The 23,579-nt window shown below is 60.4% G+C and carries 16 protein-coding genes; 14 read left to right on the top strand and 2 right to left on the bottom strand.

Annotated elements, in window-relative coordinates:
• Positions 1–55 precede the first annotated feature (55 nt).
• The 6 genes from murJ to P0D96_RS19710 all read left to right on the top strand — a co-directional run bounded on the left by murJ (position 56) and on the right by P0D96_RS19710 (position 6,873).
• The gene (gene murJ / locus P0D96_RS19735; RefSeq protein WP_132377534.1) at positions 56–1,420 is read left to right on the top strand and encodes a murein biosynthesis integral membrane protein MurJ; all 1,365 of its coding nucleotides are present in this window, start codon (positions 56–58) and stop codon (positions 1,418–1,420) included.
• Positions 1,417–2,577 (top strand): glycosyltransferase family 4 protein, encoded by a 1,161-nt coding sequence (locus P0D96_RS19730; RefSeq protein ID WP_408314919.1) that lies wholly within the window; start codon positions 1,417–1,419, stop codon positions 2,575–2,577. Before murJ ends, P0D96_RS19730 begins: the two co-directional genes overlap by 4 nt.
• A 47-nt stretch (positions 2,578–2,624) precedes the next feature.
• Positions 2,625–3,749: a glycosyltransferase family 4 protein gene (locus P0D96_RS19725; RefSeq protein ID WP_408178167.1), complete on the top strand. Its 1,125-nt coding sequence runs from the start codon at positions 2,625–2,627 to the stop codon at positions 3,747–3,749.
• Between the two features lie 20 nt (positions 3,750–3,769).
• On the top strand, positions 3,770–5,011 hold the full coding sequence (locus P0D96_RS19720) for a glycosyltransferase family 4 protein (protein WP_408314917.1): 1,242 nt from the start codon (positions 3,770–3,772) through the stop codon (positions 5,009–5,011).
• A gap of 81 nt (positions 5,012–5,092) precedes the next feature.
• A complete protein-coding gene (locus tag P0D96_RS19715; RefSeq protein WP_132377531.1) occupies positions 5,093–5,830 on the top strand; it encodes a DUF2334 domain-containing protein in 738 nt (245 codons plus the stop codon).
• Positions 5,831–5,871: 41 nt separating this feature from the next.
• The gene (locus tag P0D96_RS19710) at positions 5,872–6,873 is read left to right on the top strand and encodes a right-handed parallel beta-helix repeat-containing protein (RefSeq protein WP_243658301.1); all 1,002 of its coding nucleotides are present in this window, start codon (positions 5,872–5,874) and stop codon (positions 6,871–6,873) included.
• 21 nt (positions 6,874–6,894) lie between these two features.
• Here P0D96_RS19710 and P0D96_RS19705 read toward each other — a convergent pair whose 3' ends face one another.
• On the bottom strand, positions 6,895–8,070 hold the full coding sequence (locus P0D96_RS19705) for a glycosyltransferase (RefSeq protein ID WP_408285267.1): 1,176 nt from the start codon (positions 8,068–8,070) through the stop codon (positions 6,895–6,897).
• A gap of 536 nt (positions 8,071–8,606) precedes the next feature.
• Between P0D96_RS19705 and P0D96_RS19700 the strand changes: the two genes are divergently transcribed.
• The 6 genes from P0D96_RS19700 (at position 8,607) to P0D96_RS19675 (ending at position 16,904) form a co-directional block, all read left to right on the top strand.
• Entirely contained in the window at positions 8,607–9,662 is a 1,056-nt protein-coding gene (locus P0D96_RS19700) for an EpsG family protein (RefSeq protein WP_165923923.1), read from the top strand.
• Positions 9,663–9,973: 311 nt separating this feature from the next.
• Positions 9,974–11,110, top strand: coding sequence for an MraY family glycosyltransferase (locus P0D96_RS19695; RefSeq protein WP_408178165.1), 1,137 nt, complete (start codon positions 9,974–9,976; stop codon positions 11,108–11,110).
• Positions 11,111–11,350: 240 nt separating this feature from the next.
• Positions 11,351–12,049, top strand: a complete 699-nt coding sequence (locus P0D96_RS19690) for a FadR/GntR family transcriptional regulator (RefSeq protein ID WP_132377528.1) — start codon at positions 11,351–11,353, stop codon at positions 12,047–12,049.
• A 177-nt stretch (positions 12,050–12,226) separates the two neighbouring features.
• Positions 12,227–14,044 (top strand): glutamine--fructose-6-phosphate transaminase (isomerizing), encoded by a 1,818-nt coding sequence (gene glmS / locus P0D96_RS19685; protein WP_132377527.1) that lies wholly within the window; start codon positions 12,227–12,229, stop codon positions 14,042–14,044.
• A gap of 42 nt (positions 14,045–14,086) precedes the next feature.
• Positions 14,087–15,739 (top strand): glucosamine inositolphosphorylceramide transferase family protein, encoded by a 1,653-nt coding sequence (locus tag P0D96_RS19680; protein WP_408314914.1) that lies wholly within the window; start codon positions 14,087–14,089, stop codon positions 15,737–15,739.
• Positions 15,740–16,736: 997 nt separating this feature from the next.
• Positions 16,737–16,904 carry a hypothetical protein gene (locus tag P0D96_RS19675; protein WP_408285258.1) on the top strand — a complete coding sequence of 56 codons (168 nt, stop codon included), beginning with the start codon at positions 16,737–16,739 and terminating at the stop codon, positions 16,902–16,904.
• Positions 16,905–16,990: 86 nt separating this feature from the next.
• On the opposite strand, the gene P0D96_RS19670 is transcribed toward P0D96_RS19675, so the two are convergent.
• Positions 16,991–18,214 carry a GDSL-type esterase/lipase family protein gene (locus P0D96_RS19670; RefSeq protein ID WP_408314913.1) on the bottom strand — a complete coding sequence of 408 codons (1,224 nt, stop codon included), beginning with the start codon at positions 18,212–18,214 and terminating at the stop codon, positions 16,991–16,993.
• A 551-nt stretch (positions 18,215–18,765) separates the two neighbouring features.
• On the opposite strand from P0D96_RS19670, the gene P0D96_RS19665 reads away from it, so the two are divergent.
• Positions 18,766–21,738 (top strand): acetoacetate--CoA ligase, encoded by a 2,973-nt coding sequence (locus P0D96_RS19665; protein WP_408314912.1) that lies wholly within the window; start codon positions 18,766–18,768, stop codon positions 21,736–21,738.
• Between the two features lie 170 nt (positions 21,739–21,908).
• A complete protein-coding gene (locus P0D96_RS19660; RefSeq protein WP_408314910.1) occupies positions 21,909–23,450 on the top strand; it encodes a T6SS phospholipase effector Tle1-like catalytic domain-containing protein in 1,542 nt (513 codons plus the stop codon).
• Positions 23,451–23,579 lie beyond the last annotated feature (129 nt).

Here is a 23,579-nt window from a genome sequence, read left to right as displayed (position 1 = left end):
GTGCTTCGGCATGACGGATGCGCAACGCGTTGATCTTTTTAAGGCAGTAACGTCAATGTCTCAGATCGCAGGTTGGCGAAGCCGTCTGCTGCAGATTCATCCCGATCATTCGCGGATCGCACGCAGTGCGGTCTGGGTTTCCCTGTTCGCGCTCATGGGCAAGTCGGCGGGCGCGCTCAAGGAAATGGCGATCGCGTATCGGTATGGCATCAGCAATGTCGTCGATGCCTATCAGCTCACGCTCACGCTGGTCACCTGGCTGCCGGCTACGTTTGTCGCTGTACTGAGCGTCGTGCTCGTGCCGGCTCTCGTCGAGCTGCGCGGGAGGCCCAGGCAGGAGCAAGCGAAGTTTCTCGGCGAACTCGACGTGATGGCGATTTTTGTCGGCGTGGTGTTCGCGGTCCTTCTCTATTTCGCCTGGCCGCATGCGCTCGACCTGATGGCGCGCAACCTGTCGGAAGAAACCCGCTTGATGTCGCGCCGGATGATGCTCGGCATGGCGCCGGTCGGCATCGTCATGCTGACGATCTGCGTGTATGCGGCACGGCTCCAGGCACGCGAAAAGCATGTCAACACGCTGCTGGAGTGCGTGCCGGCGGTCGTGTTGCTGGGCTTCGTGCTGGCCTGGCACGATCCGAGCTCCCCCTTGCCGCTGATCTTGGGCAGCACGCTCGGCTTTCTCCTTCAGGCGGTGATATTGGGCGTGCTTTCCGGGCGTGCCGACAACATCCGCGCACGGCTCAGCTTCTCTGTCAGCTCGCCGCAGTGGCCACACATGTACCGCGCGGTCGGCGTGTTCATGATCGGCCAGTTCATCATGAGTCTGGCTACGCCGCTGGACCAGTATTTCGTGGCGGGCCTCGGCGACGGCAACATCGCGACGCTCGGCTATGCCAGCCGCGTGCTCGGCCTGCTCGTCAGCATGGGCGCCGTGGCGATCAGCCGGGCGACCTTGCCGGTTTTATCGGAGCTGCTGAGTGCAGGAGACAACGCTCGCGCCCGAAGCATCGCGCTAAAGTGGTCGCTATTCATGCTGGCGGTCGGTTGCGTGGTGGCGGTGGTGGCGTGGCTTCTCGCGCCGATGGTGGTGAAGCTGCTGTTTCAGCGCGGCGCCTTTAGCGCTGCGGACACGGTGGCGGTGTCTGGCCTGTTTCGCTGGGGATTGATTCAGATACCGTTTTACTTCTCGGTGCTGGTGCTGGTTCAGCTGCTGGCTAGCGAAGGCCGCTTTAAAGCAATGGCGGGCATCGCGGCCGCGAATTTCGCCGTCAAGGTGGTGGCCAATTACTTCCTGATTCGATGGCTCGGCATCACGGGGGTCGTTCTTGCAACCGGCGTCATGGGCCTCTGTTCGTTCGTATGCTATCTGTTTTTCACGTTGTCAAACGGCTCATTAAAGAACAAGACGGGTCCGCTATGAAGATTCTGCTGTTCATCCATTCCTTGCATTACGGCGGTGCGGAGCGCGTGGCAATGAACCTGTCGAGCGAATGGGTCGCGCAAGGGCTGGACGTCACTGTCGTGACGTTGACATCCACTGCAAGCGACTTCTATGCGCTACACGACTCGGTCGAACGCATTACCCTCGACCTCGCGGGGGGCAGCGGCGGTTTGGCGGGTGCGATATTCGCAAATGCGCGCCGGATGCTGGCTCTGCGCCGCGTGCTCAGACAGGTGAAGCCGGATGTCGTGCTCGGCATCGAGACGCGGCCGTCGATCCTCGCCATCCTGGCCGGCCTCGGTCTGCCTTGCAAGGTGATTGCGACCGAGCACATTCATCCGCCGATGCTCTTCGAAGGAAAGCTCTGGGAGTTTCTGCGCCGCTGGACGTACCCCTTCGCGGACAAGGTCGTCGCGTTGACGCAGAAAAGCAAGCTGTGGTTGCAGGACAACTGCAATTGCAAGGCCGTCACCGTGATTCCGAATTCGATCTCGCTGCCGATTCCTGTCGTGGAGCCTATCGTGCCGCCCCAGCAGGTGGTCGGCGCCGGGCGTCGCGTATTGCTCGCGGCGGGACGCATGGCCGAGCAAAAGGGCTTCGATATTCTGATCGACTCCTTCGGCCGGATCGCGAGCGATTTTCCCGCGTGGGATCTCGTCATTCTCGGAGATGGCCATGACCGGGATGCGCTCGTTGCACAGATAGTCGCGGCGGGATTGGGTGAGCGCGTGCTCCTGCCGGGTCAGGTCGGCAATATGCCTGACTGGTACGAGCGTGCGGACCTATACGTGCTGAGTTCGCGATTCGAAGGCTTCTCGATGACGATCGTCGAGGCGATGGCGAGCGGTTGTGCGGTGGTGAGCTTCGACTGCGACGCGGGTCCCGGAGACATCATCACGCACGGCCATGACGGCCTGCTGGTTCGTCAAGTCGGTGACCCGCAGGAACTCGCCAATTCCTTATCGACCTTGATGAGCGATGACGAGATGCGGGCACTCATGGCAGCGCGCGCGCGTGCGGTCGTCGAGCGGTTTTCGGTGGCCAGGGTCTTCTCGATGTGGCGTGACGTGTTCACGCAAACCGGCGTGAAACCTTCGGGGATCATTGATCGTCCTTCCGTGCGGGTGACGGAGTGAACCCCACGCTGCTTCCAATCATCAAGCGGGCGGAGACCTGACATTCCATGAATATCGTCTTGTTCATTAGCGCGATGCAGGATGGCGGTGCCGAGAGTGTCGCCGCGACGCTTGTCAATGCCTGGGTCGAGCGGGGCGACTCGGTCACGCTAGTCGCCACGTATTCCGGGCGGAGCACCTGCAACTACCCGGTTTCATCGCGTGTGAAGTTCGTCTATCTGGCTGACCTGGTGACGCGGCGAGGCCGGGGGCCGCTCGCCTTTGTCGAGCGCATGAGTGCGTTGCGCGCGCTCATGCGCGAGAGCCAGGCGGATGTGATCGTGTCGTTTCTGACGAATGTGAATGTCGCGACGATTCTCGCATCGCGAGGACTCGGCATTCCCGTCATCGTGAGCGAGCACACCAATCCTCTGGCCGATCGCCGTTCGTTGTTATGGAGACTTCTGTGCCGGTTTATCTATCCGAAGGCAGATCTCCTGACCCTGCTGACCGACGACGTGGTCGCGCCATTCAGAAAGGTCGTGCCGGGAATGAAGGACATCGCGGTGATGCCCAATCCACTGCCCGATGAACTGTTCGTGCAGCAACGGCAACAAGCGACGGCGCGCAAGCGCGTCATTTCTCTGGGGCGGTTGAACAGGACAAAGCAGTTCGACTTGCTGATTCGCGCCTTTTCACTACTGGCAGACGAGTGCCCTGATTGGGACTTGTGGATCTGGGGAGAAGGACCTGAGCGCGCCGCACTGGAGGCTCAGATCGAGCAACTGCACATGGGGGAACGGATTTTTCTGCCAGGACGGACGCTGACCCCGTGGAGCGAGCTGGCCAAGGGACAGGTCTTTGCGATGTCGTCGAGTCATGAAGGCTTGCCTATGGCGCTGATGGAAGGCATGGCGATTGGACTGCCTGTCGTGTCGTTCGACTGTCCTAGCGGACCGAGGCAGTTGACGCGAAACGGCGAGGACGGACTGCTCATCCCGCCAGGCGACGCGCATTCCATGGCCGCCGCTTTACACCGCCTGATTTCGGACGACCCGCTGCGCGCGGAGCTGGGCAGGAAGGCCGCCAAGTCGGTACGGGAGCGCTATTCATTGAAGGCGGTATTGCAGATCTGGGACGAGTTGTTCGAGCGGGTCGGGGCGCGGGTGAGGCCTGTTGAGTCGACGCATTGAATTGAACCGATGGCATCGTTGTGGTCGTGACCTGCCGTATTCACAAAAAGCTCAGAGATTCAGGAGCGGACATGAACGGACGTAAAGTAGTTCTCTTTGCCAACACCGATTGGTATCTCTACAACTTCCGCCTCTCGCTGGCGCAGAAGCTGCGGCAAGACGGTTATGAAGTGGTGTTGCTCTCTCCGCCGGGCGAGTTCGGGCCCAAGCTGCAGGCGCTGGGGTTTAGCTGGCATGCCATGCCGATGAATCGTCGAAGCCTCAATCCGTTGCGCGAACTCGGCGTGCTCGCGTGGCTCGTGCGGTTTCTTCAACGTGAAAAGCCCGACCTCGTCCACGGCTTCACGATCAAGAGCGCGGTGTACGGATCGCTGGCGAGCAAGCTTGCCGGCGTGCCCGCGCGAATCAATGCCGTCGCCGGCATGGGTTACGTCTTCACGAGCCGGGATTTGAAAGCCCGTGTACTGCGGCCTATCGTGCGCCAGTTGATGCGCTCCGCGTTGAATGGCCGGCGCAATGCGCTGATATTGCAGAATCCCGACGACGTCGCGGTTTTCAAACGGGCGAGAATCGTCGATGACCGGTCGATACGGCTCATCAAGGGATCCGGCGTGAACTGTTCGCGGTTCTCCGCCCGGCAGGAGACCGATGAGGAAACCCGGGCGCCATTGCGGGTCGTGCTGGCTGCCCGTTTGTTGTGGGACAAAGGGATCGCCGAGTACGTCGAGGCGGCCCGGGCACTGAGAAGTGAAAACCGCTCGGTGAAGTTCCTTCTTGCCGGCTCTCCCGACGACGGCAATCCCGCCTCTGTCTCCCGGGAACTCGTCGAAGGGTGGGTCAACGACGGCCTTCTCACGTGGCTGGGGCATGTCAGCGATATGCCGAAGCTGCTGTCCGAAGTGGACGTCGTCGTGCTTCCGAGCTATCGCGAAGGCTTGCCCAAGACGCTGATCGAGGCGGCCGCGTGCGCGTTGCCGCTGATCACAACCGATGCGCCGGGCTGCCGTGAGGTCGTGAGCTGTTCGGGAGAAGACGGCTTGCTCATTCCCGTGCGCGACAGCGCGGCGCTGGCCGACGCGATCCGCCGCCTGGACGACGACCGGAAGCTCTGCCGCAGACTCGGTCTCGCGGCGCGGGAAAAAGCCCTGAGCGAATTCGACGAATCGATCGTGATCAGCAAGACATTACGGGTCTACAGCGAATTGCTGGACCCCGTGCCTCAAGAAGTCGTCATCGCGGGTCAGCGCGAGCGGCAGATTTGAACCCGGCTGGCGCTTCCGTGCGGATATCCGTCGGACGCCAGGGCAGATTCAAAGAAATATCCTGAAGGAGATTGAGTGCGTATGGTCGCTCCGAAATTCATACTGCGCTTCGATGACGTCACCCCGGAAATGGCCTGGTCGCGATTCGATCCGTTCGATGAGCTTTCCATGGATCAGGACCTGCCGTTGCTCGTCGGCGTCGTGCCTAACTGCCTCGATCAGACGCTGGTTGTCGAGCCGGCGAGAGATGCGTTCTGGGATGCGGTCCGCGGCTGGGTCGATCGCGGCTGGAGCATCGCGCAGCACGGATACACTCATCAGTACGTCACCCAGCACCCCGGGCTGTTGCGTCTTGGCAGCAAATCGGAACTGGCCGGCCTCTCATACGACGAGCAGTTTGCCAAGCTGCAGGCGGGAAAAAAGATACTCCAGGAACAAGGTGTCTGGCAGCCGGTATTCATGGCGCCTTCCCACTCGTTCGATGAAGCGACGCTCCGCGCACTAGCCGATCTGGACTTCAAGTACCTCACGGACGGCAGCGGCGTCTATCCGTACAAATTCGGCGGTCTGACCGCGGTGCCGCAGTTGTTCGCCACGCCGGTGCATTTTGGCTTTGGCGTGTATTCCATCTGCCTGCATGTCAATACGCTAAGCGAGGCCGAGATCGACGGAATCATCGGATTCGTGAAGAAAAACCGCTCGCGGTTCATTTCTTTCGCAGAGGCCGCGAGCGTCGAAGCCCCCGTCCCAGGCATCGCGATGGCGATGCGCTTTTTAACGTCTACTCCGTTGCGTGCCATGCGCCGCATGAGGGGCTGAACTTCTTATGGGAGTGTACGGTGCGAAATAGCCGAAGAGCGGTGAATGCTTTTCTCCTCAGCAGCATGGTGGGTGCGATCACGCGCCCGCTCGCTGCGGTGGCCGACGTCGTGACCAATCAGCGGGCCGCGGCCGACGAGGTCGTCGATCGATGGTTCGGCGTCAGCGCGGACGGCAAGACGAATGACCGTGCCGCGCTTCAAAAGGCAGTCGACAGTTCAGTCGGCAAGACACTGGTCATCACAGGCCCATGCAGGATCGATGCGCAAGGGCTGCACATGCGCAGCAACAGCCGCGTGCGCTTTGCTCCCGGCGCGTCGCTCAAACTGCTTCCTCACGACACTCAAAACTATGAGGTCATCCGTATCTGGGACGTGCGGCACGTGCGGCTGGAAAATCCGCGCGTGGACGGCAGCAAGGAACTGAACACCGTGACCGGCGGAGAGTGGGGCATGGGCATATCGATCGCGGGAAGCACCGATGTGACGATACTTTCCCCCAACACGACCAACTGTTGGGGCGACGGCATCTATATCGCGAACAGCTTCGGCAACGGCCTGCCTTACTCGAGCGACATCCGGGTGATGAATCACTATGCCTCGGGTTGCCGTCGACAAGGGGTGTCGATCATCAGCGGCAGGAATATTCTGTTCGATCATCCCGTGTGGGAAAACATCGCCGGTACGCTTCCTTCCGCCGGACTCGACATCGAGCCGAACGCCAACACGGACGTTATCGAAAATATCCGGATCGTCAATCCGACGACACGACACTGCCAGTTCGGCATTCTCGTCTATCTGGAGGCACTGCCGGGCAGCCGGGAAAAGTACGTCAGCGTCGTGATCAGTGGACACAAGGATGAAGACAGCAGGGAAGCGGCCTACAGCGTATCCGGATTGGCGACGAAAGGCCGCATCGTGACCGGCTATATCACGAGCAATTCACCGACGTGGATCCGTCCGAGGAGAGACGCCTTTGTGAGCACCGACTACGACCGTGCGGGGCCGAAGATCGATATCACGAATCCCACGATCATCCGGTAGCCGCGTTCAATAGCGTAACGCTTAACGCGTTACGCCTTTCGCACGCAGTAATGTCGCGTACATGTCCCGATACTTCTGCCAGCACACCGTAATAGAAAAGCATTCGACAATCCGTTCGCGTGCCAGCTTGCCGAGTTTCTCGCGCTGCTCCAGACTCAACGTCGCCATCTCTTCCAGCGCATCCGACAAACTGACGGGATCTCGCGGCGGAACGACCAGACCGGTGTCGCCGACGAGCTGGCCGGTATCGCCCACATCCGTGACCACGCACGGAACGCTGCAGGCCATCGCTTCGCCGACGACCGTGGGCAAACCTTCCGTTCGGGATGAGAGGCACAACATGTCGAACGCCGGCATGATTCGATGCAAGTCATTCCGCGCGCCCAGCAAGTGACACACGCGGGTCAAGCCAAGCTCGCTCATCATGCGTGCAAGCGCCTTATTGTTGGCATCGACATCCTTGCCGACCATGACGAAATGGCATTCCGGCACGCGCTGATGAAGCAGGGCGGCCGCGCGCAGGAAGTTATCGTAATCCTTGGCGGGATTGGAGCGTCCGACGATGCCAATCAGTATCGAGCGTGGCGACAAGCCGAGCGAGTTCAGGAGCGTAGCCCTTGCAGTGGCATCCGGCACGAACTTGCGGACATCGAAGCCGTTATGAATCACGCGCATCCTGGAGCGATCGTAACCGTACTCGGCGTGAGTCTTGTACGACGCGTTGGCGCAGCAAATGACCGAGTCCGGCAACTGATTGGAAGTCATTGCGCCGATTCGCGCAAGCGCATTCAGAACGCGCCCGACTTTGGCCGTGGGCACTTCGGTTCGATGGATGCCCCAGACGAGCACGAACCGGTGGCGTTGCCCCCTGAGCCGGAACATCAGCCGCGCCAGCAGTGCCGCCACGCCGCCGAAAATATCCGCGTGATACATCCATGTCTGGACGACATCGGGGTTGGCCTTGACGATCCACCTGGCCAGTCGAATCAGGAGCAGCGGATTCGGAATGCCGGGTCGCATGCCCAGCAGCCTGACTTCCGCGCCGGCGGCGCGCAGACGCTCCGCCATGATATCCAGCGACGACAGGGAAATGATGACGTGCGTGCCGCCGGTGCTGCGCGATTCCGAAACGAGGTTCAGCAGCAGCGTTTCGGCGCCGCCCAAACCGAGGCCCGAGATTATATGGACGATTTTCATTTCGTTCGCACGGTTCGGCATTCGTTGATGTAAACCCGTATCTTTTTCGGTTGGGCAAACAGGTTTCATTTGCAGCAGCACTGAGTTCCACAAACACCATTCATGCCTTGCGGACGGCCGCCTTTTCCTGTCGCGTCGTTTAACGGAGTTGGTATCCGTAATCACGGTAAGACTGGTGAAAGGCTAAGTGATCGGGCAGCCGCCTTACCGTTCGGCATCGTACACAGACCGGGACAATTGTCCGCGGCCATTCCGGATGCGATTTATTGTTGATACGAATTGACGGACTAACGTTCCGTGGTCGATTCAAAACTTGTGTGCCATTCCGCTCGTAATGTCGAACAAAAGCCTGATAGCGTGCAGGGGCGTAATGCGATGTCAGTTCGAAGGCCATTCAATGGCTCGATAGCATCGTCGATTACAGAGCCCGGTCCGCTGAACGGCGATTGCCGGGAGCACATTTGAGCGGCATAAAAATCAACACCTCCTCCGGTTTGCGCAGGGCTGGCAAGCCGACGGGCAAGAGGGAGATGAAAGTGGCACAACAACTCAACTCGAAGTTCCAGTTCCAATCAGTCGGCTACCGATGGTTGCGGCCTTCCATGCTGGCATTCCTGGCATTGGCAGTGCTCATCCTGTGCAGGATCGCCTTCGGCGATCGGAGCAAACTGCTCGATCAGGACAATTACGTTGCGTACTTCAGGGATGCCGATCCGCTCTGGATCATGCATCTTTGGTCCACTAGCCATTCGACGGTGCTCTTCATCGTGAAGACGATCACGGATGAGCTCGGCTGGCGGCTCTGGGTACTAGGCATCGATTCACTGGGCTTCTCACCGGATACCGCGGTGCGGCTGACGGTTGTCGTGCTGAACGTGCTCATGGCGCTTGCCCTCAGCCGCACGCGCCGGCCATTTCTCGGCCTGCTGTTGTGGGCGGTGATCCCTACCGGCCTCGCGACGGTCGGGTTATTCCAGATCCGTCAGGGATTTGCTCTGTCGATTGCCATGTACTTCGCGATGTGCCGGCAGCAGCCCATTCGAGGCGCGCTTCTCGCCAGCATCGTTCACACCACGTTCGCGTATCCGGCCTTGTTCCTGATTCTCGCGCACGTTCTCATGAGGCGAAGCAAGGCGCTGGCAATCGTGGGTGTGGTCGGTGCGGCGCTCGCGATGTCGCTGGCGTCAGCCTGGCTTTTCAACACGTTCGGCGGCCGCCGGCTCGAAGAATACACCCAGCAGGAAGAGTTCACGGTGAACTTCCTGATATCGCTCGCCCTGTATCTGATCGTACCGACGCTCGTGCTTATGCTGCGTCGAAAAAATATCGAGAACACGGTGCGCGAAATGGTCGTCCATAAGATCGCGATCATGCATATCGGCCTGCTCATGTTCCTGATCATTTCCTTCTTCGTGTATCCGTTCGGGACCCAGCGCATTGTCTACTATGGGCCGCTGCTGTTGGCGTTCCTGCTGCCGGAGATCCGCCTCAAGAATTCGCTGGTCCTGTGGACCGTCGCTTTTGTCTTAGGTATTTTGACCTACGACGTTATTAAGAACTATCTGCTGGACACGTACAAGTACTTTCTCTGAGCAGGTGTCCGGTAGCCGCCGGGGAGCTCGTCAATGCGAAGCGCGCTTCCTGTGCGAACCGGACACGAGAACGAGCAATGGTCATTTCATATACACGTCCCGATCCGCCGATAACCTGAACCGGCGTATTCGGCAGCACGCCGCATTTACGCTTATTTGTCGGTTCATAAAATGATCGTGTCGGGGTTGTGTTGGGAATGCCACAGAGGAAAGACTCAAAATAAGAGACGGTGTGCATTACTATCCTTGTCCTAAAAAGACGTTCAAGCGACAAGAAAATAAAAATTCCTCCGTTAATATTGGAGACCGAGATGTTAAATCTTGCGCTTGGCTTTGTTGTCTCATTCCTGGTTATCTTTTTTATCGTGCGAAGTTCGGGTCTGCACGGGTCGCTTACGATGGACCACGACTTGCGCGGCATTCAGAAGAACCACGCCTACGCGGTGCCACGAATCGGCGGAATTGGGATTGCATGTGCCGCCACTGTCGTACCGGTCATACAGCCGCTGTGGGCGACCAACCCCGGGACGAGTCAACTGCTGCTCCTGTTGTGCGCCGTTCCGGTGTTCGCGGGCGGCGTGATCGAGGACATGACCAAGCGCGTGAGTCCGCGCGTGCGGCTCCTGTGCGCGCTCGCTTCGGCGCTCGCGGCCTGCCTGCTGATGCACGCGACGCTCACGCGGGTGGACTTGCCGCTCGTCGATCAGTGGCTGCGCATCGTGCCGATCGGGATCGGCTTCACGATGCTCGGCGTCGCCGGGCTGACGAACGCGGTCAATATCATCGATGGCTTTAACGGACTCGCGTCGGTCGTGACGATGCTGATCTTCGCCTCGATCGGCTACGTCGCGCACAGCGTCAACGACTGGCTCATCATGAGCATGGCACTGACGATGATCGGAGCGATCGGCGGCTTCGTGCTGTGGAACTTTCCGGTGCCTTCCGTCTTCCTCGGAGATGGCGGAGCTTATTTCGTCGGGTTCATCATGGCGGAGCTGCTCATCCTCCTGATCGTGCGCAACCCGGGCGTGTCTGCGTGGTACGCCATGGCTGTCGCCATCTATCCGACCTTCGAGACGCTCTTTTCCATCTATCGCCGCAGGATCGTGCGCGGAAGGCCGGCGGGCGCTCCTGACGGACTTCATCTGCATACGCTCGTGTACCGGCGCATCGTGCGAAAGGGTCTCGACGCGGGCAATCTGCGCCAGCGCGCGCTGCGCAATTCATTTACCTCGGTTTATCTGTGGGTGCTGAGCCTCGTCGGCATTGTTCCGGCTACGTTCTTCTGGGACCGCCCGATCGCGCTTGCCGGCGCAACCATCGCATTCATCCTGGTCTACGTTCAGCTCTATGTGGCGATCGTGCGCATCAGGACGCCGCGCTGGCTGATGATCACGCGGCACGCTCCGGTGGTCGCGCCGCGTGGGGCGGAGCGGCCGCGCCACTGAGGTGCGGGCGGCAGGGCGGGGTAGCTCATGCGTGCCGCCCGGGCTGTTGCGAGCGACGTGTTGCGCTGCGATTTGAATTTCTTTAGATGGTCAGTGTGTGAGGACGTACGTTGCGGGAGCGAAACCCGATGCACCATGTGGTTATACAAAGGCACGGGGGAAAGCCTTGTAAACCACGGCGAAGATTCGAGAAAAGGCGGATCTTGCACATAACACTTCACAGTGTGACGAGAAAATAAAATGAACCACGGATTCGAAGCCTCGCTCGTCAAGCGAGTGGTCAATCAACTGGTGACCGGCATCATCAACGGGGATTACGACGGCGACGTGCTTCCTCCGCAGGTGATCCTCTCGAAGAAGCATGGAGTGAGCCGGGCCATCATGCGCGAAGCGATCAGCATCCTCGTTTCGCGCCGGATGCTCGATGTCAGGACCAAGACGGGGACCCGCATCACGCCTGCGAAAGACTGGCTGATCATCGATCATGAAGTTGCCGAGTGGCGGCTGCGCGCCACGCCAGATCCGGAGTATCTGCATGGGCTGATCGAGTTCCGCAAGCTCGTCGACCCCCGCGCGGCTGCGTTCGCGGCCACTCGCGCGAACCGGCATCAGCGCATTGCGATCACCGCCATGTATCAGACGCTCCAGCGTGCGAGTGGGAATTACGTCGCGGAGAAAGCCGCCGAAGACGCATTGCAGGCGGCCATCGTCGATGCGAGCGGCGACGCGTTGCTCAGCCAGATGGGCAGTATCGTCCGGATGGGGCTGAGGGCCATGCAGGCGATCTCCCACGTGCAAGCGCTCGCGTACGATACGCGGGTCGCCGACTACGGGAAAGTCGTGCGTGCGATCGAAGCTGGCGATGCAGGGGGCGCGAAGGCGGCGATGATGCAACTCATCAGCCATAGCGCGGACCAACTGCTTGGAGAAACGGTTTGAGTTGATTGTGGGGCGCCGCCGTTGCCTGGAGGCGGACGATTTAATTCGGATGCCTATAGAGAAGAAATATGCGCGAAGCAACGGATCGCTTTAGCGCATCACAGCATGCTTTATGAAGTCCACGCGATATTCCAACACTGTTGAGTCGCGATACGGGCTAAACCATCGGAGGGGAATATGTGTGGAATCGTGGCGGGGATCGCGGAACGCAATGTCGTTCCGGTATTGCTCGAAGGCCTGCGGCGGCTGGAATACCGTGGCTATGACTCCTGCGGAGTGGCGGTGCTTCGGGACGGCGCGCCACACCGCGTGCGCAGTCTGACGCGGGTTCGCTCCCTGGATGCCGAGGTCCGCGAGATGGGCCTCGAAGGCGCGACGGGCATCGCGCACACGCGTTGGGCCACGCACGGTGCGCCGGCGACCCAGAACGCGCATCCCATCTTCTCGAAGAACGAGGTCGCGATCGTTCACAACGGCATCATCGAGAACTTCGAGGCGCTGAAAATCAAACTGAGCCGCGCGGGCTATGAATTCGCGAGCCAGACGGACACGGAGGTGATCGCTCACCTGATTCACAGTTGCTACCAGGGCGATCTGGCGGATGCGGTGCGTCGCGCGGTAAGCGAACTGCGCGGCGCCTATGCAATCGCCGTCTTCTGCAAAGCCGAACCGGAACGCGTAGTGGGCGCGCGATATGGCTCGCCGCTCGTGATCGGGATAAACGGCAAGGAATCGTTTCTCGCGTCGGACCCGCTTGCGCTGTCCGATGTCACCGACCGTTTCGTGTTCCTGCAGGACGGCGACATCGCCGACCTCTCCCGCAGCGGCACTCGCATCATGAACCGCGACGGCGAGCCGGTCGTGCGCGAGGCGCGCACGTTGCGCCACCCGCCCACCGAGGCAGCGCTCGGGCCGTACCGTCACTTCATGCAAAAGGAAATTTTCGAGCAGCCGCTCGCTGTGTCGAAAACGTTCCCCCGCAACAGCGCGTTCGACGCCACGCTCTTCGGCGCAACCGATCCGAATGCGTTCGCGCAGATCGACCGCATCCTGCTGCTCGGCTGCGGCACGAGTCACTATTCCGCGATGACCGCCAAGGCGTGGTTCGAATCGATCGCGAAGATTCCGACCCAGGTCGAGATATCCAGTGAATACCGATACGGCGAGACGATCGCGGGCAAGAACACGCTCGTGGTGCCCGTTTCGCAATCGGGCGAAACCGCCGACACACTGGGTGCGCTGATCCATGCGCAATCGCTGGGTCAGGAACACACGCTCGCCATCTGCAACGTGGCGACGAGCGCGATCGTGCGACAGTCGCGCTGGTCGTTCATTACGCAAGCCGGGCCCGAGATCGGCGTCGCATCGACCAAGGCCTTTACCACGCAACTCGTGGCGCTGTTCGTTCTCGCGGTGACGCTCGGCCGCTCACGCGGATACGTTGACGACCAGCAGGAAGCGAACTATCGGTCGCAGCTCTCGGGCCTCTCCACGGCGCTGCAGGGCGTGCTTGCGCGCGAACCGCAGATCATCGCGTGGGCGCACGAGATCGCGCGCACGGACAGCGCGATCTTCCTCGGCCGCGGGGCGCACTTCCCAATCGCGCTGGAAGGCGCGTTAAAGCTCAAGGAGATTTCGTACATTCACGCCGAGGGCTATCCCGCCGGCGAACTGAAGCACGGACCGCTTGCGCTCGTGACCGATGCGATGCCGGTCGTCGTGACCGCGCCGAACGACGGCTTGCTGGAGAAACTCAAGTCGAACATTCAGGAGGTTCGTGCGCGCAGAGGCCAGGTGTACGTCTTCGCCGATGCCGATGCGAATCTGTCAAACGAGGAAGGGCTGCGCGTCATCCAGATGCCCGAGTACTACGGGGCGTTGTCGCCGATCCTGCACGTGCTGCCTCTGCAATTGCTCGCGTATCACACGGCGTGTACGCGAGGGACCGACGTCGACAAGCCGCGCAACCTCGCGAAATCGGTGACGGTGGAATGACGCGCGGGGCACATGCATATTGATCTACGAAGACAATCAGCGATGAACAAGATAAAGGTCGGGGTTCTCGTCGACGACATTGCGTTGCCGGCCTGGGTGAATCACATGCTGGGGCAGATTGCCACGGAGGAGGGCATGGAGGTCGCCCTTGTCGTCAAATATGCGTATAAACAGCGGCCGGAAAAGAAGATCGCTGCGCAGGCCGCTCCGTGGCTGTTGTCGCTGTGGATGGCGCTCGACAAGCGGCTCGTCAAGGTTGGGCATGACGCGTTCAGGACCGAGCCGCTGGTCTCGACGCTGCCGGGAATCCCGACCTTGAATGTCGAGGTGGAGAGCAGGGAATGCGGGGATCACTTAGATGCTCGCGACCTCGCGAACATCGCCGCCTATGGCATCACCGTATTCTTGCGGCTGGGCTCGCTGCGCCCTTGCGGCGAGATCTTCGATACGGCTTCCTGCGGCATCTGGTCGTATCGGCATGGTGATGAGGTTGTCGAACGTGATGGACCCGTCGGCGTGTGGGACATTCTTCTCGACCGCGCAACGACGGCGTCCGCCTTGCAGTTTCAGACCCGCGCGGGCGAACGCCCGCACACGCTGCAAAGATCATGGTCGATGACCTACCCGGTGTCGATTCACAGGAACCGCAGCCACTGCTACTGGAAGACGCTTTCGTTCGCGCCGAGAAGGTTGCGCGAGCTTAGGCAGATCGGCGAGGAAAACTTCAGGCTGAAATACACGAAGGCTGATACGCCGCCGGCGTTCTATTCCGGAGAGAAAATCGCCGAGCCGACCAGCGGATCCTATGGCAAGTTCATCGGCCAGTTGTTGGCGCGCACCGTTGCAAAGAAGGCAAGCGGACTGCGCAAGTTCGAACAATGGATGCTGCTGTATCACTTCGGCGAGAACGGTCATCTCCCTGACCGTCTTTTCGAATTCAAGCAACTGGTGCCTCCCAAGGACCGTTTCTGGGCGGACCCGTTTGTCGTCGAAAGACATGGCGAGTATGCGGTGTTCCTCGAAGAACTCGAATACTCGAAGAACAGGGGTCATCTTTCGGTTATCCGTTTCGATGCAAACGATCAACCGATCTTGCCTCCTGTGAAGATTCTGGAGCGGCCGTATCACCTGTCTTATCCTTTCATGCTGGAGGAGGACGGTGAGCTCTACATGATTCCGGAGACGAACGAGAGCAAGGCCATCGAGATTTACCGGTGCACGCGGTTCCCGGATCAATGGGAACACGTCATGAACCTGATGGACGACGTCATGGCCGTCGACACCACGATCTGGCGTCACGACGGCAAATATTGGCTGTTCGCCTGCATGCGGGAAAACGAGCACGCACCGCTGTCCGACGAGTTGTTTCTGTTCTGGTCCGATTCGCTGTTGACGCAGGACTGGCATCCTCATCCGTGCAACCCGATCGTATCGGACATCAGAACTGCCCGCCCCGCAGGGAACATTTTCGAGCACCAGGGGCAGTGGTATCGGCCCGCGCAGGATTGCAGCGGTAAGTACGGGCGCGCATTGTCGTTTCAGCGTATCGACGTAATCGACGAGACGACCTACAAGGAGACGCCGGCCAGCCGGATAGAAGCCAACTGGGACGCAAGCATAGATCGCGTGCATACGTTCAACCGGGCGGGGAGATTGACTCTTATCGACGGGATGAAAACGCGCGGTAAATTGTGACTCACCGCAGTATAAATCCCCTCTCGATACTGCATCTCGGCAGACTGCACAACGCCTTGGCGATGGCGAGTCATCAAGCAGAGTCGTAGACGGCACTCGGTGAATCCAGCATGCGGGGCTATTGAAGCAAACAGCCCCGCGTGACGCCGGGGCTGTCAGAATTCACATCCTTCCCTATCACGGCGTTCTCTTTCGTCCGGACGGCCCATGAATCTCGGGCGAGTCTGCGTGAGCGCTATCGGCATCGTCGCGAGTAACCGGACGCCGTGCGTGAGCCTTCCTCTTCCCGCTTGCGAGCGGCCTTTCGTATTCCTCTCGCTCCCGTATTGCGCCGTTGTGAACCAGCGCGCAAAGGAAGAGTACGACGAAGAGCCATACTGAAACTATTAGAATAATTGTGGTTAATGTGGTCATGGCGAGCCTGCTTTATTGGAATCGATTGATGGGCGCGAACGACTGTGGAGCGTTCAATCCAGGCGATTCAACCTGGTGCCGTATATTTACCGATCGCCATTTTGGTCCCCCTTCTTTTAATGTATTTGATGGCGATGTTGGAGCTAAAGGCACGCCTCTTCTGCGGCGCTGCGCACACTCAAATCAAACTGCGCGGTAATACGCGGACAATAAGCAACCCGGCTATTGGGCAGTGATCCAGGCGCGATGAACGCCGCCGTGGTCATATTCCCAGCCATGGGATTCTTGCTGCGGCTTAACGGACGCGGCCATGTGAGGTACAGTGCAGAACTCGTCGTCGCCGCTGAACCGCTCCGGGCGCCATTGCCTGCCAGCCGTTCAGGGGTGCGGCGCGGGTATCGCGTGTCTTGCTAACAACTTAATGGAGCGTTATAGGAAAGGCAGGGTTGAGCTAGCTAATCGGGTGTGGCACCCGGATGTGCCAAAAACGTCCGCATGCGGAATGACATGTGATTAGATTGCAAACCCTGGGATTGGTAAAGCCTGCATCGATCCGCGCTTGCCCTTGACTCACGGAGGTCATATGACTCTTTTGGGCATCATCGGGACGGTTGTTTTCGTCGCGGTTGTCGTGCTCTCGTTGCTGGCGGTGGTGGACGTCCTGTTTTCTACGTCCGATAAAAAGAAGATGTCAAAGAACAATGCTGGAGCACGAAAACCGAACGGACGTCGAAGATGGTTGCGTAAATGAGTTTGCCTGCACAACCGCCGGACGGCCCGCGGCTCGCATGTCGCGGTGAAGCGGTTCTCGCGGAACGCGATCCTCTGACCGCACGCTTACGGCGCCTGAATGGGCGACCCGGCCGTCAGCGCATCCAGATCTAACGCGTTGGCGATTGCTTGCAAGCCCGCTTCGTTTGGATGGAGGTTATCGCCGCTGTTATAGGCCGGCAGTAAAACAGCGGGATTGGCGGGGTCGCTGACTGCCTTCGCCTGATCGAGTACCGCGTCGCAGCCGCTAGTCGAACTCAGGATAAATGCGTTCACGTCCTGACGCGCAGCTTCGATGCTGTCCGTCGCGCCAAACGGCGTCAGCGTGGAGCAGATTGCCTTGATGTCGGCGCGATGCGCCCGCTCGACGAGCTGTCGCAATGCGCTGATCAACTGCGGAGCCGTGGAGGGTCTGTCGGTGTTCAGATTGTTGATTGCATCGTCCGAGATGACCACCCATTTCGCACCCGGTTGTTGGAGCACGTCGCGACCGAAGCGTCTGAGACCAGCCTGGCCGGCGCTATTGGTGAAGAAGTTATTGCCGCTGATGCCCTGGTTGAGCACGCCCACCGTCATTCCGGCCTGTTGCAGCCGTATCGCGAGGCGATTGGGCCAGCGCCGGTTGCCATTGACACTCGATATGAGGCCGTCGGTTATGGAGGCGCCAAACGTGACGATCGCGCCCGTCGCCGCCTCGTTCTGCACGTCGAGATTCGTCAAGAAATAGTAGGACTGGCCGCCTGGGGAGATTGTGGTCCCGCCGGTAAAGGCCGGGTCGGCGCCCACGTCTCCAGCGGCAATATACAGGTCTTGCAGGCCATCGACGTGGCCCGTCGAACGCGGCGGGGTCCGCACGGGGAGATAGAGGCTGATGGCGACATCGGCAAGCGGAGGGACCTCGAACGCGATCGCGTCGCTCACGACCGAAGCGCCCACGGGAATCGTGACGTTCCGCTGGCCGCCGAACGTGACGGCGCGGTCGCTGCCGACCACTGTTTTTTGACCTTGCGCGCGCCGCGCGATTTGAGCTTCGCCGATTACCAGGGGCTCGGAGCCGAATAGATTCGACAGATGGATTCGCGCGGATGTTCCGCCGATGCTGGTGCGCACGATCTGCCGCAACGTCTGATTATTGAAGCCGTTATCGTCCGTGATGGATGGCGAAACTGACCACGTGCCTGTCCAGGGTGCGGACGTCCCGATCCCTTGCGCACGATAGCGGGTTGCATCAGGCAGCGCGATGGAGATGACCACGACCGCTTTTAGAAGCGCTGGAATCCATCGTTTCATATTCTTCCCCTCGTGGACGGCCGAAGAGGGGGCACGAAGCCGGCCGCGTGGCGAAGAACGAATGTTGCAATCTCTTTTGCAAACGCACCGCCCAATGTTCTTATCGTGCAGCGCATGAGCCTGATCCTCTTTCCAGTTTGATGGTTTCCGGTCGATTGGAGCGTGCTTTGCACGGGCCTTCGGTACGCTAGATAACACAGCGCAAAGCGGCGCGAGAATTAGATTCATCTGCTCGCAACAAATCGGTATTTAAAGCATCGTGCCGCGAGACGTTCTTTGCGACGCATGTAATTTTGTGTGAGGTCGCACATAGCATCGTTGCCTCGCGCAGTAATCTGTTTGCGAGGGGACGGTGCTCATGGTCAAGCACAAGGCATTGTCGGAATGCGACTGGTCGCCGGCGCCTGCCGGCAGACAGATAAATACTTATAAAGCTTTGTTCCAATACGGGTGCGCGGATGAATCACGAGAGGGTCGTCGGGGCGAGCATACGCATGTATGCGCGCGAACCCCTATTTCAGAACTTGCCGGAGCGCGTCGCTCAATCGCGCATGTCACGCTTCACTGCGGCGCTGGAGAACTTCACCGGCGAGCGTTTCGCGGACTATCCAGAACTGCATGCCTATTCGACGCGCGAATTCCGCCGCTTCTGGCAGTGCTTTCTGCAGTGGACCGGAGGAATGGAATGGGGCGGTAGCATGGAGACGGCCTGCATCGGCGACGAATGCGAGACCGCGCTTTTCTTTCCGCATGTCGAACTGAATTACGCCCAAAGCGTTCTTGGGCGAAGGATCGCGCCGGACGACTCGCCGGCACTCACCGCGCGTTATGCCGATGGCCGCCGCGAAACGATGACGCGCGGCGATCTGCGCGACCGGGTCGCGCGCCTTGCCTATTCGCTCAGCGAACTCGGTTTGCGTCCGGGCGACCGCGTGGTCGCGATGATGCGAAACGACGCGGAGGCCATCATCACGGCGCTCGCGGTGACGGCGGTTGGCGCGACGCTATCCACCGCGGCGCCTGAAACTGGCGTGCAGGCGATCCTCGACCGCTTCGAGCCGCTCGAGCCACGCATGCTGTTTGCGCACACGACGCAGCGCTCATTCGATACGGCTGGCTCGATCGCCGCGCACGTCGCCGCGGTGGCCGCGGCATTGCCGACGCTCACCAACGTCATCTGTCTGGATGAAACGCCGCTGCCGAGCACGGTCAGCCAGCCTCAGCATTCGCTGCGCGATCTCATCGTTCACGGTGACGCAGCACGGTTCGAATGGCGGCATTTTCCGTTCAATCATCCGCTTTTCATCATGTTCTCGTCGGGCACGACGGGAAAGCCCAAGTGCATCGTGCACGGCGCCGGCGGCACATTGCTCGAACATCTGAAAGAGCATCAGTTACACAGCGACCTGGGTCCGGGCGACAAGCTGTACTTTCACACGAGTTGTTCGTGGATGATGTGGAACTGGCAGTTGTCGGTGCTGGCCTCGGGCGCCGAGATCGTCACATACGACGGACCGGTTACGGAAGTCGACACACTTTGGCGGCTGGTCGCCGATGAACGCGTGACCGTGTTCGGCACGAGTCCCGCCTATCTGAAGATGTGCGAGGACTCGGGCCTGAAACCTGGCGAGCAGTTCGGGCTGGATGCGCTGCGCGCGATGATGTCGACGGGCGCCGTGCTCTACGACTCGCAGTTCGAATGGGTGCGCTCCTACGTCAAGCCGCTGCAGCTCCAGTCGATTTCAGGAGGCACCGATATCATCGGCTGCTTCGTGCTCGGCAACCCGAATCTGCCGGTTTATGCAGGCGAAGCACAGTGCAGGAGTCTCGGCCTCGATGTGCAGGCGTGGAACGAGGGCGCACTCACCTCCATGACCGGCGAACTGGTGTGCGTCAATCCGTTTCCGTCGCGCCCGCTTGGCTTCTTCGGCGACGCGGACGGCGCCCGCTTTCACTCCGCCTATTTCAAGGCGAACCCGGGCGTGTGGACGCACGGCGACATCATCGAGTTTTCGGCGCAGGGATCGGCGCGCCTGCATGGACGCAGCGACGGCGTGCTGAATGTGCGCGGCATCAACGTGAGCCCCGGTGAGATGTACCGCATTGTCAGCAGTATTGGCGAGATCAATCAGTCGATGGTCGTCGCGCAGACTGCCCATGACGCGAGCGGATCAGGCCAGCGCGTCGTGCTGTTGCTCGTGTTGCGCAGGGGCGCGAAGATGAGCGCGGCACTCGCTTCGCGCGTGCGGCGTGAGTTGATGCTGCAGGGTTCGGCGGCGCTCGTGCCGGACGTGATCGCCGAAGTCGAAGCGCTGCCCGTCACGCATAACGGCAAGGCATCGGAGGTGGCCGCGCGCGATGCGGTGAACGGGCTGCCGGTGCGCAACCTGTCGTCGCTGGCGAACCCCGGATGCGTCGAGAATATCAGCGCGCATCCCGCGCTTGCCCGCACACGTCGCGAGTTGCCGGAACCCGGCGAATCGGCCGAGCAGGTGGAAGTCTATCTATGCGCGCTCTGGGAGCAGCTTTTCAGCTTCTCGCCGGTCGGTCTCGACGACAACTTCTTTGAACTCGGCGGCCATTCGCTGCTCGGCGCGCAGATGCTCGCCGAAATAAGGCTGGCAACCGGCCGAACCCTGCCGCTTGCGACGCTCATCATCGCACCGACCATTGCGCGGCTCGCGGCCGTCATCGCGGGAGAAAGCGTGCAGGGCGCGCATCCCAACGTCGTGCCGATGCGTGCGGGGCGCGGGCGGCCTGTCTTCATGCTTCATAGCATCACGGGCTCGGTGATGGAGTGCCTGACGCTCGCCGGTACGCTGGAAAGCGAGCGGCCGGTGTACGGCCTGCAGGCGCGCGGGCTCGATGGCGACCAGGAGCCGCAGCGGCGCGTCGAGGAGATGGCGAGTGTCTATGTCGAGCAGATGCGTGCGGTGCAGCCGAGCGGTCCGTATGCGCTGGTCGGCTATTCGTTTGGCGGGCTAGTCGCGTTCGAGATAGCGCAGCAGCTTGTCGCGGCGGGCGAGAAGATCGAGTTGCTGTGTCTGCTCGATACCTACGTCGATGAACGCTATTTGCCGCTGCATGCGTGGTTCGGCTTCCAGTGCGAGGTCATGGCGAAGCGCGTGCAAGCGTTCCGTGCGCTTTCCGCAAGCGGTCGCCTTGCCTATCTGAAGGACAGGGTGTCCGGAGCCGCCGACCGGATTCGCATGCGGCTCGGCAAGATGGCTTCCAGGCCGGCAGCCGATACGCAAGGCCTGCCGCCGGTACTGCGGCAGGTACGCGAGTCGATGCGCGTCGCGATGGCGACGTATCGTCCGCGCCGCTATCTCGGCAGCCCGATTGTCTACGTGCGTGCGTCCGTCAGGGAAGGCGGGCAGGGCGATCCACTGCCGGCCTGGCAGCGCGTCGCGAAGAATGGTCTGCTGGTGAAGAACATCGACGGCGCGCATACCGATCTCGTCGTCGAGCCGAACCTCGCAACGGTGGCGGATACGCTCGCGCGAAGGTTGGCCGGCGCGTAACGAGCCGGGACATGGTTCAATGTCATGTTGGTGTCAATCACCAGGGCCTGGCGGAAAGGCCGGGCTGCGCGTGAATCGCCGTAAAAGCAAACGGGGCGCACCTTTCGTTTCCCGACATGCCGGGTCATGCTTTCGTATCAGAATCGCGCCGGACGAGCAGGGCCGCAAACATGAAGAGACTCTTCGTTTGCTGTGACGGCACATGGAACTCGGAGAGCGACGAGTTTCAGGGAGTGCCCGTACCAACCAATGTCGTGCGTTTTTTCAACGCATTGCGTGAGCGCGGCGACGATGGCGTCGAGCAGCTCCGGTACTATCACGTCGGCATTGGCGCCAACGAAGGCCGGGTGCGTCGCCTCGTGGATGGCGCGCTAGGACTAGGCCTCTCCCGCGACATTCGAACCGCGTACAAGTGGCTGTCCGATCACTACGAAGAAGGCTCCGAAATCTTTGTCATCGGCTTCTCGCGTGGCGCGTTCACGGCTCGAAGCCTGGTCGGCATGCTTCACCACTGTGGACTTCCTCGCGAGGCAAGCTGGACGCTGGTGACGCAAGCATGGAACCTCTACCGGCTCGACCCGAAAATACCGGAAAGCGTCAGCCGGCAGGAACGGTTCCGCATCGAGCATGGCAAACCTCCACCCATTCGTTTCCTGGGGGTGTGGGAGACGGTGGGCGCGCTCGGCATCCCGGAAATTGTGGACATATTCGGGTTCGGCAGAAAGCGCTATGAATTTCATGACACGAGGCTCCCGCCGGAAGTTGAACGCGCGGTACATGCCCTCGCAATCGATGAGCAGCGGAACAACTTCTCTCCAACGTTGTGGATGGACTCGGATGGTTGCGACCTGGCTCGCGTGACGCAAGTGTGGTTTCCTGGCGTGCATGCTGACGTTGGGGGTGGCTACAAAGAGACCGGCCTTTCCGATGCCACGCTCAAATGGATGATCTCGGAGGCCGCGCAGTGCGGCGCGGTGTTTGAGCCCGACATGTTGAAGCAGTTAGCCCATGCGGACCAGTTGTCGCCATCGGCAATACATGGCGTGCTTCACAATTCGCTCACCGGCTTTTACAGGAGAATCGGCTTTCGCCCTCGATCCTTTCCGTATCTGGCGAAGGGTTCACGAAGATGTTCTGAATCGATATCGGATCTGACATTGAAACGGCAGGCTAGTCCGCCAATCTTTCAGGCTCCCTATCGACCGAACATAGACCCTGCGTCGGCGGTTCAGGTGCGGGTTTTCGCCAGTTCGTTGTGGAATTGGACAGGTATTTTCATGAAGGAAGGGACGAGCTACCGGTTCAAGGTGCCTGAAGGGCAAGCGTGGCTGAATGGGGACACTCCATCCGGCGCGCAAGGAACGCCGGGTAACTGGATGCAACACCTGTTTGCGTGGGCGAGGCGGGTCAGGGAAGCGAACTGGTTCGAACTCTGCGGTGCAATCTCACATCCAGGACAACCGGGCAGGACAGGCGTGCCGCCTGAACCCTTCTACTTCAGGATTGGTAGGGAAGTGGAGATTAAGGCTCCCTACTCGGGGTACCTGTATTGCTTCGCCAACGACGCCAGTTGGGCGTACTGGAATAATCAAGGAAGTCTGCGGGTTGAAATAACCGAATCAGGCGGCATGCCGGCTAGCCATGCGGCGGCTGACGACCTGACTGCACCCGCAACAGCGCCCGGAGGTTCCGGAGCGGGTCAACCGTCGTGACGCGTCAGGCATCGAAAAAAATCAGTGACCTGGCCCTTGCCCACCGCGGCGGCCGATGAAACCTTCGGCGGCGTTACCTATCATAGCGGCGGTGGGCCATCTGCCATATGAGGTAACCGTCCCATTCAC

Source organism: Paraburkholderia sp. RL17-347-BIC-D (assembly GCF_046027915.1).
GTDB lineage: Bacteria > Pseudomonadota > Gammaproteobacteria > Burkholderiales > Burkholderiaceae > Paraburkholderia.
This window is presented reverse-complemented; position numbering and strand designations above follow the sequence as displayed.